Source organism: Ktedonobacter sp. SOSP1-52 (genome assembly GCF_016587395.1).
The window spans coordinates 250,941-266,160 of record NZ_BNJH01000003.1 but is presented as its reverse complement, the minus strand read 5'-3'; the positions used below and the strand labels follow the sequence as shown (position 1 = coordinate 266,160).

Annotated in this window: 16 protein-coding genes; 8 read left to right on the top strand and 8 right to left on the bottom strand. The window is 56.0% G+C overall.

Annotated elements, in window-relative coordinates:
- Nucleotides 1-325: 325 nt before the first annotated feature.
- The 4 genes from argG to JMJ16_RS26770 all read left to right on the top strand — a co-directional run bounded on the left by argG (nucleotide 326) and on the right by JMJ16_RS26770 (nucleotide 5,119).
- On the top strand, nucleotides 326-1,633 hold the full coding sequence (gene argG / locus JMJ16_RS26785) for an argininosuccinate synthase (RefSeq protein WP_201386558.1): 1,308 nt from the start codon (nucleotides 326-328) through the stop codon (nucleotides 1,631-1,633).
- Between the two features lie 3 nt (nucleotides 1,634-1,636).
- Nucleotides 1,637-3,043, top strand: coding sequence for an argininosuccinate lyase (gene argH / locus JMJ16_RS26780; RefSeq protein ID WP_201386557.1), 1,407 nt, complete (start codon nucleotides 1,637-1,639; stop codon nucleotides 3,041-3,043).
- Between the two features lie 2 nt (nucleotides 3,044-3,045).
- Complete coding sequence (locus JMJ16_RS26775) at nucleotides 3,046-4,305, top strand: argininosuccinate synthase (RefSeq protein ID WP_201386556.1); 1,260 nt, start codon at nucleotides 3,046-3,048, stop codon at nucleotides 4,303-4,305.
- A 76-nt stretch (nucleotides 4,306-4,381) separates the two neighbouring features.
- On the top strand, nucleotides 4,382-5,119 hold the full coding sequence (locus tag JMJ16_RS26770) for a metallophosphoesterase (RefSeq protein ID WP_201386555.1): 738 nt from the start codon (nucleotides 4,382-4,384) through the stop codon (nucleotides 5,117-5,119).
- Nucleotides 5,120-5,167: 48 nt separating this feature from the next.
- Here the strand turns inward: JMJ16_RS26770 and JMJ16_RS26765 are convergent, their stop codons facing one another.
- Nucleotides 5,168-6,310, bottom strand: a complete 1,143-nt coding sequence (locus JMJ16_RS26765; protein WP_201386554.1) for a hypothetical protein — start codon at nucleotides 6,308-6,310, stop codon at nucleotides 5,168-5,170.
- Between the two features lie 213 nt (nucleotides 6,311-6,523).
- Between JMJ16_RS26765 and JMJ16_RS26760 the strand changes: the two genes are divergently transcribed.
- Nucleotides 6,524-7,144: a nitroreductase gene (locus tag JMJ16_RS26760; RefSeq protein ID WP_201386553.1), complete on the top strand. Its 621-nt coding sequence runs from the start codon at nucleotides 6,524-6,526 to the stop codon at nucleotides 7,142-7,144.
- A gap of 60 nt (nucleotides 7,145-7,204) precedes the next feature.
- Here the strand turns inward: JMJ16_RS26760 and JMJ16_RS26755 are convergent, their stop codons facing one another.
- From JMJ16_RS26755 to JMJ16_RS26740, 4 genes are all read right to left on the bottom strand, one after another.
- Nucleotides 7,205-7,738: an adenine phosphoribosyltransferase gene (locus JMJ16_RS26755; RefSeq protein WP_201371056.1), complete on the bottom strand. Its 534-nt coding sequence runs from the start codon at nucleotides 7,736-7,738 to the stop codon at nucleotides 7,205-7,207.
- A gap of 315 nt (nucleotides 7,739-8,053) precedes the next feature.
- Nucleotides 8,054-8,566: a large conductance mechanosensitive channel protein MscL gene (gene mscL, locus JMJ16_RS26750; protein WP_201386552.1), complete on the bottom strand. Its 513-nt coding sequence runs from the start codon at nucleotides 8,564-8,566 to the stop codon at nucleotides 8,054-8,056.
- Nucleotides 8,567-8,859: 293 nt separating this feature from the next.
- Complete coding sequence (locus JMJ16_RS26745) at nucleotides 8,860-11,337, bottom strand: endonuclease MutS2 (RefSeq protein ID WP_201386550.1); 2,478 nt, start codon at nucleotides 11,335-11,337, stop codon at nucleotides 8,860-8,862.
- Between the two features lie 233 nt (nucleotides 11,338-11,570).
- Nucleotides 11,571-11,789, bottom strand: a complete 219-nt coding sequence (locus JMJ16_RS26740; protein ID WP_201386548.1) for a hypothetical protein — start codon at nucleotides 11,787-11,789, stop codon at nucleotides 11,571-11,573.
- Nucleotides 11,790-11,870: 81 nt separating this feature from the next.
- Here JMJ16_RS26740 and JMJ16_RS26735 point away from each other — a divergent pair, with 81 nt between their 5' ends.
- Nucleotides 11,871-12,305 carry a hypothetical protein gene (locus JMJ16_RS26735; protein WP_201386546.1) on the top strand — a complete coding sequence of 145 codons (435 nt, stop codon included), beginning with the start codon at nucleotides 11,871-11,873 and terminating at the stop codon, nucleotides 12,303-12,305.
- Nucleotides 12,306-12,403: 98 nt separating this feature from the next.
- Here JMJ16_RS26735 and JMJ16_RS26730 read toward each other — a convergent pair whose 3' ends face one another.
- Entirely contained in the window at nucleotides 12,404-12,562 is a 159-nt protein-coding gene (locus tag JMJ16_RS26730) for a hypothetical protein (RefSeq protein ID WP_201386545.1), read from the bottom strand.
- A gap of 53 nt (nucleotides 12,563-12,615) precedes the next feature.
- Between JMJ16_RS26730 and JMJ16_RS26725 the strand changes: the two genes are divergently transcribed.
- Nucleotides 12,616-12,909 (top strand): hypothetical protein, encoded by a 294-nt coding sequence (locus JMJ16_RS26725; RefSeq protein WP_201386544.1) that lies wholly within the window; start codon nucleotides 12,616-12,618, stop codon nucleotides 12,907-12,909.
- Complete coding sequence (locus JMJ16_RS26720; protein ID WP_201386543.1) at nucleotides 12,891-13,244, top strand: hypothetical protein; 354 nt, start codon at nucleotides 12,891-12,893, stop codon at nucleotides 13,242-13,244. Before JMJ16_RS26725 ends, JMJ16_RS26720 begins: the two co-directional genes overlap by 19 nt.
- A 43-nt stretch (nucleotides 13,245-13,287) precedes the next feature.
- Here the strand turns inward: JMJ16_RS26720 and lepB (JMJ16_RS26715) are convergent, their stop codons facing one another.
- Together lepB (JMJ16_RS26715) and lepB (JMJ16_RS26710) are read right to left on the bottom strand one after the other, a co-directional pair.
- Nucleotides 13,288-14,097 carry a signal peptidase I gene (gene lepB, locus JMJ16_RS26715; protein WP_236601705.1) on the bottom strand — a complete coding sequence of 270 codons (810 nt, stop codon included), beginning with the start codon at nucleotides 14,095-14,097 and terminating at the stop codon, nucleotides 13,288-13,290.
- Nucleotides 14,098-14,351: 254 nt separating this feature from the next.
- Complete coding sequence (gene lepB, locus JMJ16_RS26710) at nucleotides 14,352-14,978, bottom strand: signal peptidase I (RefSeq protein ID WP_201386542.1); 627 nt, start codon at nucleotides 14,976-14,978, stop codon at nucleotides 14,352-14,354.
- Between the last annotated feature and the right edge of the window lie 242 nt (nucleotides 14,979-15,220).

Below are 15,220 nucleotides of genomic sequence, written 5' to 3'. Positions count from 1 at the left end.
AGCGGTCGACCGAAGAAAATCACTTGCATCCCTCCCCGGAGAGATATGAAGGGTAAGTAGGTTGAGTGGACGGTTACCACGCAGCACATAACCAGAAAAGTGGTCTTTCGTGACTTCGCTACAAAGATGTAGGGTAATGAGATTCCTCCATCGTTGCTCGTTACCAGATCGAAGGAAAGACAAATAGGGTGGCACCACGGGTGTGTACAGGAGTTTTTCCTGACGCTCTCGTCCCTTCTTCAAATGTGACGGAAGGGGCGAAGGCCGTTTAAGGATCATCTCCGCTCCTTCCAGAAATTTTTCTCAGTTTGAAGGAGTACACACGATGGTAACCAACAATCAGACACATCTGACCCAGGCTACAACCACCAGCAGCCAGGACGCGCTTGCTCTGGCCCTCCACAAAGTCAACTCCGTTGACGTTCCCCAGGGAAATACCATTGCCCTCGCCTTTTCGGGCGGCCTGGACTCGACACTCTGCGTCAAGCTGGCTGAAACCAAGTATCATGCCAGCAAGCTCTACGCCATCAGCGTAGATGTAGGCCAGGGTGAAGAAGAGCTCAACATGGGCATCCAACGCGCCGAGATGCTGGGCATCACGCCTATCGTGCTTGACGCCCGCGAGGAGTTTACCTCACAATGGCTTACCAAAGCCATTCAGGCCAACTCAGACTACAATGGCTATCCCATCTCAACCTCAATGACCCGCCAGCTCATCGCAAAGAAAGTTGCCCAGAAGGCGCTCGAATTGGGCTGCGACGCCCTTATGGAGGGGTCTAGCGGGAAGGGGAACGACCAGTATCGCATGCACAATGTCTTTAGCCTTTTCGCGCCCGGCCTCCCCACCTTTGTCCCTGTGCGTGACTTCGACCTGACACGCGGCGAAGAGCAGCTCTTAATGGAAAACTTCGGTATTCCGGTCGAAGAGTTGATCGCCGGTGGGGATGATAAGACAATGTGGTGCCGCTCCATTGCAAGTGGTGGTATCGGCCTGGATACCGAGCTTCCTGACTCCATCTGGATGTGGCTAAAGCCACCTCACACGGCGGCTAATCAGCCCTCGACCTTCAAGATTACCTGGGAGCACGGCCTCCCGGTCGCGCTTGATGGCAAGGCACTCCCCCTGGACGAGATCATTCAGAAGCTCAATGTCCTGGGCGGCGAGAACGGTATCGGCAAGATCGACATGTTCGAGGACGGCATCATGGGCTTGAAGTCGCGCGAGATCTACGAGGCTCCCGGCGCCCAGATCCTGCTCAAGCTACACCGCGATCTTGAACTTTACTGCCTGACCAAGGAAGAGGTACCCTTGAAACGTCAGTTAGATGCCCAGTGGTCAAGTATGGTCTACCACGGTGAATGGTTCCACCCACTCAAGAACGCCATCGATGCCTTTATCAGTACTACACAGCAGGCCGTGAGCGGCGAGTATGTCGTCAGCCTCTACAAGGGCAATATCGACATCGTCTCGCGCTCCTCGCACAGCGGCCTCTTCTTCCCCGATGTGCGTTCAATCAATAGCGCCAGCTTTAATCAGAAGGAGTGCGCCCCCGCGGCGCATCTACGCGGTCTCCCTTACGAGCTGATCGCGCGCCGCAATAAGCTGGCAGGAATTACCCAGGAAGGATTGTAAAACGTGACAAAACTATGGCAGAAAGGCTATAGTTTGAACGAGAAGGTCGAGCGTTACGAGGCCGCGCAGAACAGCGCCCTCGACGCTCGCCTCGTGCGCCACGATGTCTGGGGCTCGCTCGCCCACGCCGCCATGCTGCATAAGATTGGGGTGTTAAGCGAGCAGGAGCACCAGACTCTCCACGCGGCCCTCTGCACCGTTCTAGAACTAGACGCCGAGAAACAATTCCAGATTCTCCCCTCCGACGAGGATGTGCATACCAGCATCGAGAACTTCCTGTCGGCCAGAACCGGGGACGCGGGCAAGAAGATCCATACCGCCCGCTCACGTAACGACCAGGTGCTCGTCGATATGCGCCTCTACGGCAAGGAGCAGCTCCACCAGGTCAGCTCCAGGCTCTTCGCGCTCACTAGCACGCTGCTAACATTCGCGGAGCGTTATCAAGACGTGCCCTTGCCTGGCTACACGCATATGCAGCGCGCCATGCTCTCTTCTGTGGGACTCTGGGCCGCGTCTTTCGCCGAATCGCTGCTGGACGACGAGCAGTTGTTAGCTGGCGTCTACGCGCTCAACGATCAATCACCGCTGGGTTCAGCGGCAGGCTACGGCGTCCCCCTACCCATTGATCGCCAGGTGGTCGCCGACACGCTCGGCTTCGCACGCGTCCAGAATAACGTCATCTACGCTCAGAATAGCCGTGGCAAGACCGAGGCCGCGGTCGTCCAGGTGCTCTCGCAGATCATGCTTGACCTGAGCAAGCTGGCCCAGGACGTGCTCCTCTACACAACGGTTGAGTACGGCTTCCTGCGCATTCCCCAGGAACTCTGTACCGGGAGTAGCATCATGCCTCAGAAGCGCAATCTAGGCGTGATGGAACTGGTGCGCGCGCGCACGCAGACCATGCTGGCGCTTCAGCAGCAAATTCTCGGCATTGTGAGCGGTCTCCCCTCGGGCTTCAATATGGACTATCAGGAAACCAAGGGGCCCTTCTTCGCGGCCCTCGACCTGGTACAAGAGAGCCTGGATATCTGTGAGCTGGTCATGAGCCATATCGAAGTCGACGCCGAGCGGGCGCTCGCGGCCTGCACCTTTGAACTCTTCGCCGCCGACCAAGCCTATGAGATGGTGACCGAGGGCCTGCCCTTCCGCGATGCCTACCGCATAGTGGGCAAAAAGGTCACCGCCCAGCTTGACAGCAAGGTCCCCTTCCCGGTCGAGAGCCAGGAGCAGCTCGTCGCGCGCCTGCACGCCCGCAACCACCTGGGAGGCGCGGGAAATCTAAATCTTGGGCAGGCCCAGGAACGCCTTGCTCAAGCCCACACAAGCTGGGAAACACATGCCCAGGCCTTCAAACAGGCCATCCAAACACTCGTCGGACCAACACATACCGCCATTCTGGAGATCGAATAAGTATGGGAACTGTAGTACTCGCCTACTCAGGAGGACTGGATACCTCCGTCGCAATTCGCTGGATTAAAGAGAAATACAACCTGGATGTGATCGCCCTGACCATCGATGTGGGCAATGAGCGTGACCTCTCCGCCATCGCCGAGCGCGCGCGCAAGATCGGCGCCGTCAAGGCCCTGGTCGTCGATGGTCGCAACGACTTCATCCGCTATTTTGTCTGGCCCGCCCTCCAGGCTGGAGCTATCTACGAGGGGCAGTATCCCCTCGCCACGGCCCTGGCCCGCCCACTGATCGCGCGCCTGCTTGTGGAGGTCGCGCGCCAGGAAGGTGCCGTCGCCGTCGCACATGGCTGCACCGGCAAAGGCAATGACCAGGTACGCTTCGATGTCTCCATCAACACCCTCGCGCCCGACCTGAAGATCATCGCCCCCGTGCGCGAGTGGAGCATGACACGTGACAACGAGATCGCCTACGCCACCGAGCATAACATTCCCATCTCGGTGACCAGCGCCAGCCCCTACTCGGTCGACCAGAACCTCTGGGGCCGCAGCATCGAGTGCGGCATCCTGGAAGACCCCTGGGCCGAGCCGCCCGCCGATGTCTATGCCTGGACCAGTGATCCCGACACCCTGGAGGCCAAAGCTCCTACCTATGTCGAGCTTACCTTCAAGCAAGGCATTCCCGTGGCACTCAATGGCGAGGAACAGGAGGGGGCCGAGATCGTCGAGACCCTGAACCGGGTTACTGGGACCTATGGCATCGGGCGCATCGATCACGTGGAGAACCGCCTGGTCGGCATCAAATCACGCGAGATCTACGAGGCGCCCGCCGCTGTGGTGCTGCACGCCGCCCACCAGGCGTTGGAGACCATCACCCTCAGCCGCGACCAGGTGCGCTTTAAAGACATTGTCGCGGGTGAGTATGCGCGCCTCATCTACAACGGCCAATGGTATAGTGCTCTGCACCAGGACCTGGCCTCCTATGTCCAGAGCACCCAGCGCTTCGTCAGCGGCACCGTGCGCATGAAGCTCTCGCGTGGGCACTGCACAGTAGTGGGACGCAAGTCCGAGCACTCACTCTATGACCACGGCCTGGCTACCTATGACAGTGGCGACCAGTTCGACCACAACGCCGCCCTGGGCTTTATCAAGCTCTGGGGCCTGCCCCTCAACACCCAGGCCCAGGCGCAGATTCTCCCCTCCCTCGGGCTGGAGGAGAACCTGCTCAACAGTGGCAACACCAAAGTCCTCAAAGGCGCAGAGTAAATAGTTGTGGAAACAGGTCGCCAGCGGCGACCTGTTTCCACAACTATACCCTAGTTTGCTTGCAAGGAGGCATGACATGCGTTTAGCTATACTATCAGACATTCACGGCAACCTCCCCGCCCTGGAGACTGTCATAGCAGAGTTAGCGGGTGAGCAGATAGATCACATTCTCTGCCTGGGCGATGTCGCCGCCGGTGGCCCACAACCCGGAGAGACTCTGGACCGCGTCAAAGCCCTGGGCTGGCCCGTCATTATGGGGAATACCGACGACTGGCTGCTCTCGCCACAACTTAAGGAGCACACCACGCGCTTCGGGCAGTACGACCAGGACATCAGTCTATGGTGCGCGCAGCAACTCAGCGAGGAGCAGAAGGTCTTCATTCGCAGCTTTCAGGCCAGCGCTCTGATTCCGCTCTCGCCCCAGCATACCCTTCTTGCCTATCATGGCTCGCCTCGCTCCTACCGCGAGCGCATCCTCGATATCACTAGCGAAGCGGAGCTTGACGCCATCTTCGGCGAAACCCCGGCCACTATCCTGGTCGGAGGACATACCCACGCCCAGCTCTGGCGGCGCTACCGCGATAAACTCATTCTCAATCCCGGCAGTGTTGGCATGGCCATGGACCGCGTCTCACCCCTGGACGCCATCCGCAACCCGCCCTGGGCCGAATACGCCATCCTTACCATCGAAGGCAAGCGCCTGAGCGTAGATCTGCGGCGCACGCCTTTCGATCCACAGCGCCTCCGCGCCATTTCCCTCGAGAGGGGCATGCCCCACGCCGACTGGGCCAATAACGAATGGGACCTCGAATAACCTACATTGCTCAGCCATAATCCTTGTAGGGGCCAGCTAGCCTGGCTTCTACGCTTGCGCTAAATGGTGAAGCAGATCCCAGAACTCCTGGTCGCCCCGCAGGACCTTGCTAGTCATCCCCAGGTCAATACGCTTGCAACTTCCCTCATAGACACTAACACTGAGCACGGGCAGATCCCACTGCGTAAAACTCAGGCTCGTATACCTGGCTTTACCAGCAATCTTGTCTTCGCTTGAAGGGCAGTTCGGCTCTGGCTGCGTTGTAGGGAGCGTCAGCGCCTTGTCGTAGAGCTTCAACAGCCGTGTTACATCCTTAACCCGCTTCTGTTGATCTCCAGTGTTGCTATTAATCTGAAGCATTAGCTGATCGGGACGTGCCTGGGAGAAGGTGGCCTGGCGCAACATCTCCGCAAAAAGCTGATCGAATTGAGCATCGCGTTTGTAGGTACCGGTGCGCGATAGATGATTACCATCCAGTGAAATAGTGCCACAGCTTTTATTGATTAGCGAAGAAATCACCTGCTCAGCAGTATGAAAGACCAGGCGATACTCGGGATAGGTCTCCTCCTGACAGCCTGGATCTGTAGACTGAGGAAACGGAGCTAAAAGTTGTAGTTTGAGGATGCTATTGTAGAGGCGTTGTGCAATAACAGTATCCATAACCTGCGTGCTCTCAACCTGCATTTCAGGCTGGAGAGTATGCAGAATAGCAACACTCTGAGGCTTTGCGGCAGGCGTCGCTACGTCAATAGCCTTATCCAGTAATGTCCAGAATTCATTTGAAGCTCGGCGGTCTCCTGCCTCACCTTTGATGGAGACGGGGCGACATCCATCTCTCTGGGCCAGCACCGAAACAGCTACCCTCTCGCCTTCCAGGAAGGTTAACATATAGTGAGGGCCGCGTTCAGCAGTACAGGCGATATTGTCTGGCATCTGTTCTAAGGCATAGATAGTACTGTAGAGTTGTCGCACCATGTGTGCATTTGTCAGTGTCACAACCGGCTTTGTCTGCGCAGATGGTCCCACCAGGTCTAGTGTAATTTGCACACGCGTAGGATTAGCTGTCGGGGTACCAGGCTTCCATGCAGGTGGCGTTCCTTGCCCTACTACACTGCCACATCCACTGAGCCAGATAGATACCCCCACCCAAATAAGTCCATAGAAAGGAACAAACCATTTTTTTGTATCCATATCAATGCTCCTTCACCTCAACCGAAGTCAAAGCCATTAGTTTCCTCGTCTTTAGAGACGTCGCATAGGTACAGTTTGTTCCCAACTTCATTACATCTAAGCACGCCTCAATTAAACGGCATGGCAATCAGCAAAGCGCGCCGTAATGGATTATAATATCTCAATAGCCTTTTGATCTGATGTATATAAGCGCAAAAACAAGCAGACAGGTTTATGACAACGACAAGAGTAGAGATAGAGAGTATTGTAAAGCCTATGAGCGTGATTGAAACCATAAGAAGACGGCGCAGTATTGGCAAAATGACCGAGCAGGTGCCAACCCGCGCACAAATTGAGGAGATTCTAGAGGCTGCGACCCATGCACCCAATCACCACCGCACCGAGCCCTGGAAATTTATCGTGCTGGCAGGCGAGGCACGTGCAGAGCTGGGACTGGTCATGCAGGAGGCCCTGCTTTCAAGCCTAGGCGATCTTCCCCTGACCCAGGTGCAGGCACGCCTGGAGAAAGAGCGCCTGAAGCCGTTGCGCGCCCCGGTGATTATCGCCGTCGTCTCAGAGTTTCCCCGCAATGATGAGGCCCTGGATATTGAGAATGTCGAAGCCACTGCGGCAGCGGTCCAGAATATGCTGCTAGTCGCCGAAGAGCTGGGACTGGCGGCCATGTGGCGCACAGGCGATGCCGCCTATAATGACCAGGTCAAACGCTGGCTAGGGGTCGAGACCGAAGACCATATTGTAGCCTTCCTCTACGTGGGCTATCCAGCCATCCCCCGCCTGGAGCGACGCGCAACTCCCCTTTCCCAGAAAACCACCTGGTACAGCTGGGAAGAATAAGTATATAAAAAGAGACTGTGCGTAATGGCCAGCCATCACGCACAGTCTCTTTTTATATGTCTAGTATTTGATTAGCGCGAAGACGTCGTGGTCTTTCAGGTGCTCGCGTCCCTTGAGGAAGCTCAACTCGACCAGGAAAGCGACGCCCGCGATATGTCCACCTAATTTCTCAACCAACTCGATAGCGGCCTCTACCGTCCCACCCGTCGCCAACAGATCGTCTACGATCAAGACACGCTGCCCGGGCTTGATAGCGTCCTTATGCACCTCGACAATATTTGTGCCATACTCCAGGGCATACTCAATGTTAATAGTCTCCGCCGGAAGTTTACCAAACTTACGTACCGGCACGAAACCACAATTGAGCAGATACGCCAGGGGGGCGCCAAAGATAAACCCACGTGACTCTACACCGACAACGGCCTGAATATCAGCCCCGGCATAGTGCGCGGCCAGGCGCTCAATCGCCGCACGGAAGTATGGTCCATCCTGCAACATGGGGGTAATATCTTTGAATAACACCCCCTTCTGGGGAAAGTCTTGAATGTCGCGAATGCGATCTTCCAGGCGTATTGGCTCAGATGTTGACGACATGAGCGATCTCCTCTGTCTCTATGAATTCGACTAGCGTTCAAAATGAACAATAACATAGGGGCCGCCAAGATTATTATAATACAACTTGACATGCCCCTCTTCAGCACGCGCTGAAAATCCAGGTTCCTCGTTTATCGTGTTCCTGTTTTCTTTTCCATATGCAGTATAGCGTCAGCATACCCATACATGCAAGCCGGGTAAGGAATAAAGGGAGGTGTGATGATGGCCTGCTGCGCCAAGCCATCGTCACACCTCCCTTTACCCCAAAGGCCTGCGCAGCGAACCAGGCAGGCTCCTCTCCAAGTACCCGAAACGCTAAGAGCGCGCCGCAACCTGCTGCTGCTCCTCAGATGGTGGCAGTTGAGCCGTGCAATACGCGCAGCGCGTCGCCTTGAGGGGAATGGTGCTCAGGCAGTAGGGGCACTCGCGCGTGGTGGGAGCCTCCGGCTCCTTCTTCGATGCAAAACGATCCTGCAAAGCAGTCACCGGGCGCACCACGAAGAAGTAGAGAGCCAAAGCCGTAAGCAAGAAGGTAATTAGTGCATTAAGAAAGTCGCCGTAGGCAAAGGTTTGCCCCTGAAACTTTCCTGCGGCACTCGATAAATTCGCTGTAAATCCAAACTGGTTCAGGAGAATACCAATCAACGGCGTCAAGAAATCCTTGACTAAGCCATTGACGACCGCTGTAAATGCGGCACCGATTACGATACCAACGGCCAGATCAACGACATTGCCACGTAAGATAAATTTGCGGAAGCCACCCAGTTCCCCCATGCCCACCTTCCAGCCACGCTCACCATAATCTCTAAATGTATCGAAACGACTCATAAGATAGCCACACTCCTTTGTTGCTTACAAATGATGTTGAAAATGATCTGAGGGAAAAGAGAAAACGTTCTTCGCCAGAACGTTCCTTTATGCTTGTAGCACGATCAGGGTCCACTTCGAGTTTTAGCTATCGTGCCTTCTCCAATTCTCCCCACAGCGTAGCACAAAAGCGCATTCATGACCAGACATGCATGAGTTTTATCCATTCAGAACATGTTTCACAAAAACAAGCAGAAGTACGCTCTCTCGCAGCTTTGCTGCGAGAGAGCGTACTTCTGCTTGTTTTTCCTAAGCTAGGCGCTGAGGTTGACGACGGTGACGCCGTCGCCGCCCTCCTGGGGAGGCGCGGAGTTGAAGGACTTCACCAGGGGGTGATGCGAGAGCTGCTGGCGTACCGCCGAGCGTAGCGCTCCCGTTCCCTTGCCATGCAGAATGCGTACAAGCGCGAGGCCCGCCATTGTAGCATCGTTCAGGTAGGTCTCCAGCTCCTCAAGGGCATCCTCGACGCGCCAGCCACGCATATCAAGCTGCATGGAGACCGCCGGGCGATCCTCGTAGCGCGGCATGACAATGCTGGGCGCGCTAGGGACGACGCTCTTTTCACGCTCCTTCGAGGCCTGGCGCTTGCTGACACGCTCGATGTTATCCACGTCAACGCGGAAGCGCATTGATCCCATCTGCACCTCGGCCGAGCTATGATCGGGCGAGAGGCCAACCAGCTCCGCAAGCTGGCCAAAGCTCAGCACACGGACCGTGTCACCCACCTGCAAGGGACCATCCAGGCGCTGAACCGCTGGATCTTCCTTGCGCGGCTGGGCTGGCTCAGGCACCAACACAACCTTGTCCTCCAGGCGGCGAGCGGTGTCCCGCGCCTGGTTCAGGCGCTCGCGGGAGACGCTGGCTCGATCAGCGGTAGCGCGAAGCTTCGCCAGCTTGTTCTGCACCTCGTCGAGTTCACGCCGCGCCTGCGCCCGTGCCTGGTTGATGATCTTAACACGCTCCTCCTCCAGGCGATGGCGCTCCTCCTGCAATTGCTTGCGCTGGTATTCGGCCTCGGCCCGCTCCATGCTCAGGTGATAGCGCTCGTCAGAGGCCGCCTGGCGCTCACTTTGCAGACCCTCAAGCAGGTTCTCCATACGCACACCAGAGCTGCCCAGGAACTGGCGGCTGCTCTCGATGATCGGCTCATCCAAGCCCAACCGCGTCGCAATCGCCAGGGCGTTACTACGGCCTGGCAGACCGATGCTCAGCTTATAGGTTGGCGAGAGCGTCTCCACATTAAACTCAACCGAGGCATTGACGACGCCTGGCTGCTCATAGGCAAAAGCCTTCAGCTCGGTATAGTGCGTGGTCGCCACCGTCGAGACCTTACGCTCAAGCAGGTAGGAGAGAATCGCCCGTGCCAGGGCCGAGCCTTCGCTAGGATCGGTACCCGCGCCCAGCTCATCAAAGAGCACCAGCACATGATGGTCCTGACGCTTCACCAGCGTCTCCGCCAGCCGACCATGAATGTCTGGCACGTCTTGTTGCTGAACCGCCTCCACGCGCCGCAGGATATCAATGATACGGCTCATATGCGAGGAGAAGGTACTCAGACTCTGCTCAATACTCTGCTCATCGCCGATGTCAGCCAGCACATCCTCGAAGACGGAGATCTCCGAATGCACGTCAGCCGGGATATGCATGCCAGACTGCGCCATCAGAGTTAGCAGGCCCACGGTCTTCAAAGCAACGGTTTTACCGCCCGTGTTCGGACCGGTAATGACCACCATGTGGAACTCGCGCCCCAGGTAGAAGTTCGTCGGCACCACCTTCCCGGTCAGGAGAGGATGGCGCGCATTGTGCAGATCGATACGCCCTTCGGCATTCAGGATAGGCTCGCTGGCGCTCGTCATACGCGCATAGCGTGACTTTGCCAGGTAGGTATCAAACTCGGCCAGCAGTTCGACTGCGACCGTGAGCGACTCGGCCTCGTGGCCGATCTCGGCGGAGAGCACACGTAGAATGCGTTCGATCTCGCGCCGCTCCTCGACCTGTAGCTCTCGGATACGGTTATTGAGTTCGACCACGACCATAGGCTCAACAAAGACTGTTGCGCCGCTGGAAGATTGGTCATGGACAATGCCGCGCACCTGGCCGCGACTCTCGGCGCGCACCGGAATCACATAGCGGTCATTACGCATAGTGATGATCGGCTCTTGCAGGTGCTTGCCATACTCACCCACCAGGGATCGCAAGCGATCTTGCAGGCGCTGACTGGCGCCGCGAATATCAAAGCGAAGTTTTCGCAAGGTTGGGCTGGCGGTATCCAGTACTTCGCCCTCCTCGCTCACGGTCTCCTCAATGCGACGAACGATCTGTGGACGCTGGGGGATATCCGAACCCAGCGTATGCAGCAGAGGATAGTGCTCCGGCTCCAGCTTATCCAGCAGGCGCGCCACATACAGTGAGCTACGCACCGTCTCTAGAACCTCAACCAGGTCGGAAGGCGCCAGGATACCCTCACGAGAGCTACGCACCAGGAGAGGGCGAATATCGTGTGCGCCCCGCACACCTACATCGGGATACAGGTCGATCAAGCGTACTGCTTCAGTTGTATATGCCAGACGACGCCGCGCCTCATCCAGATCCGGCGTGGGCGTCAGGGCTAAGACCAACTCTTTACTGGCGGAAAACGCCGCCTCTTGCGCTACTTTCGCCAGAATTTTGGGGTATTCGAGCGTCGTTAAACTTTTTTCGTGCATATGCGTATTGAAAATGTCCTTAAACATGGCTATGCGCCCGGAGGTGGGCACAACGGCTTCATCCTTCTTATGCGAAAACCAATCCCCATTCGGGGGCGCAGCGTCACTGCCGTGGCTAGTGCTCCCCCCCATTCGGGGACCACCTAAAGGTGGCACGGCAAGCGCGCTCAGGTTTTCGAAGAGGCACTTCGAGGGAAAAAATCGGAATAATTACTTCGGCGACCCTCACTTATAGCTCAAACAGAGGGTACAATATGGTCTTAAGCCAGAACTATCATCGGTGTGATCTCTTCAGGGGTTTGCTGTCCAGTCCGCACTACTAACAAAAAATAGAAGATACTGCTCGCCGCCGTCCGCTCTTGACTAAGATACCATATATTGTCGCTCACGACAATAAGCCAACTACCTTTTTCAAGAGTATAGAGTGTGGTCGCGTCTTCGGCGACGAGGCGCCGAAGACGCGACCACACTCTATACATAAAAACCCTATCCCTGTGACAAACGTATATGCAGAAAGGGCCATTGTATGACCTGCATCAAAGGATGGGAGTTGAAAAGCGATGATCCTGCATAAAGGCGAGCGTGTCTTCTGGGGAGCGCCAGAGGTTATCTACCTGGAGGGCACTATTACCCAACTGCAAGAGGAGAGTCAGAGCGTTGTCGTCCATGTAGAGCGAGCCACACCACATTCAGCGCATTTGATCGGCAACGAGATCGCCTTTGCCGCTCAGGGCCTGCAACCCCTGCAGGGCGCAAGCCCTCCCGGCACCACCAGCAAGCGCGCAACCCAGGCCCTTCCCCCTCCTCAGTTTAGCGACGAGGAAAAGGTACGTCGTGGCGCAGCCGTCGCAGTCCACCAGCAATATGGCTACCACCTCTCGCTAGAGCAAGAACAGACCCTCATCAACCAGGTCGCGCAAGCCATTAACGCGGACCCGGCCCTGCGTCAACGCATCATCCAATCCATGGACGAGATTTTGCATCGCGAGCGTTAACCTCAATAAACGGGGGAAATATATGAATTGCCGACAGTGCAACGCACCAATCGACAGGCAGGCGAGCTTCTGCCCTCAATGTGGAGCCACCGTGCAAGCTAGTGCGCCACCCGCCTGGCAGCCATCATCGCCGGGCAATCCCCATGAGGAAAGGACGTTCCTCGCGGGTCCAGCACAACAACCCTCCTGGCAACAGCCAGTACCAGGCCCACAAGCAGGAACTTCTTACCAGAGACCAGGGCAAATGTCTCCCTCAATGCCTCCTGCTCCGTTTCCACAGTATCAGAGAAATTCAGCAGGAGAGAGAAACATGCAACCAAACGCAGATCCAAGAGGAGCAGCAGTCCAGGAGAGGCCTCAACCACGTAAGCGTAGCCGCGCAGGCCTGACCCTGGGCTGTCTCTCTATTCTTGTCATACTGATCCTGGCCCTGGGAGCCATCTGGACCTTCGGCATACGTCCTTATGCTCACGATATGGCGACGCAAGAGCTAGATACTGCCATGACGAGGGCCGTGAACCAGGTACCGGATGCCTCGAATATTACAAACATTCCCGGCCTTCCCCCACTTCCCCTGGGATCGATGTGCCTATTCCACCCCTGAAAGTCTCGCAAGATACATTCAACAACCTGGTCGTGCTCAACCTACCACCAAATAGCCCGGTCCAAAATCCCAGCACCCAGATCACGCCCGACTATGTGCGGCTAAGCTTCACAGTCTATGGCTTCGCTAGCGCGATCTCAGTCCTACCCCAGATCCAGGACGGGAAGCTCGTTGCCACCAACACCACCCTGGAGGGACCCATCGGCCTGGTCCTCTCCTCTGAGGACATCACGACACTGCTCAATAAGCACTTCGCCGACGCCCAGGCCCGACTCAAACGCCCCATCAAGAGCATCACCCTTAACAACGGAGACATGAGCATCCAACTCGGCTAAAGAAGAGGTATAAAAAAATCAGCACCTTGCGGTGCTGATTTTTTTATACCTCTTCTTCCTGGTCCTGCTCGGTTGCTTCTTTGGCATTGCAGCGGCGCTGCGCACGTTGCTGCCAGTACCACCAGCCGCCAAGGAGGGTGGGCAGCAGGAAGGTGGCGGGCAGTTCGGCCTGGGAGATGAGCGAGGGGTGCCCACCCTGCGAGGGGGCGATCTGGGTGGCTGGAACAGGGGTCGGCTTCACCGGACACATAGTGGGATTCGTGACCTGGGGTGGCTGAGGTACCTGGTCAAAGATGCCGCTCTCGTTCTTGACCAGCCCCCAGTTATCCTGCCCTAAGGGCCAGAAGACAAAGGCGGCCTGGCCTACGAGGTTCTGCTTGGGAACACAACCCCAGGCCCGCGAGTCTGAGCTGCCCGCACGATTGTCTCCCAGCACAAAATAATCGCCCTGCGGAATGACCATATTGACAATGGGCGCATAGGGATTCCCCTGGCGGTGCGGATCGATATATGTCTCAGATAATGCCTTCCCATTTACAAATACAGTTGTGTCTTGAATAGTGATGACGTCGCCTGGGAGGCCAACAACGCGCTTGATGTAGTCCTGGTCGGGTTCAGGGGGAGCGGCAAATACAATCACATCGCCGCGGCGGGGTGGATGGAAGAGATACGACCACTTGTCGACAAAAATAAATTGTTGATTGTGAAAGTTCGGCTCCATACTCTGACCATCAATGTTGAAGTTCTGGACTGCCAGGCGAATCACCAGAAACATCAAGACGGTCAACACGATGGTTTCGATGATTTCACGCACTAAGCGGAAACGTTTTTCAAAATCCAGCTCTACATCCACGGGCTTTCCTCGTTAAACTGTTTCAAATAATATCAATAAGTTCCACCATAGTATACAGGAAGGATACCACGAAACGTAGCGTCGTGCTGTTCGTGGCCCCCCGACAGTACTATTTCCTGGTTGCGCAGCTACTTCTGATCCGAAAACCCTGAGCGCGCTTGCCGTGCCACCTTTAGGTGGTCCCCGAACGGGGAAGCGCTAGACACGCAAATGGCGCTGCGCCCCGAATGGGGGTTGGGGTTCGGAATAAGATCTTAGCGCCTGGCATTGATTGTATCCGATGGTTGGTGTACCTTCGCGTAGACAGATGAGACATCAGGCAAAAGGCCAATGTTATCCGCCTTAAACGGCCAGTAAATAAGCGCCGCACGCCCAATGATGTTAGCACGCGGGACCAACCCCCACGAGCGCGAATCATAACTGTCAACGCGATTATCCCCCATCACAAAGTAGTAACCAGGAGGGACAAGGAGATTATGTATGGGTCTATCAGTGGGTGAGGCCCCTGCTTTGGCGGGATCAACGTATGTCTCATTGAGCCGCACACCATCAACGGTTGGCACCCCGTTTTCGACCGAGATCACATCTCCTGGCACAGCGATAATACGCTTAATGTAGTCGGCAGTCGGTTGCGGAGGCGCCTCAAAAACAATGACATCCCCACGCGCAGGCTGGCGCACATAATAGCTCGCCTTGTCGACAATCAGGCTCTCCTGATTATGGAGCCGCGATTCCATACTCTTGCCCACCACATCAAATTTCTGCACAGCGAAGTTGATCGCGAGAAAGAGCAATACTGTCAGCGCCAACGTCTCTACCAGCTCACGCACAAAACGGTAGCGTTTCCCAGTATTCAGCTTTACACCCATACGTACCTCCACCAAAGTCACTTCCTTCTTCTCAGGCCACATCTTTGTAGCCCACCAAGACAACTCTGCTACAAGCTGTTTTTATTGTAATCTATTTCCATCAAAGGAACATAGCCATATTTAGACAGAATTACGGATTACACATCATAAACCAAGAAATAATTCCTCGCTCCAGAGTGTTTTCTCTTAGTAGTGACCCTTTTGGCCTGTAGCAATTCTCACATGTACAGAATGGGTTTGATGGATTGGGAGGA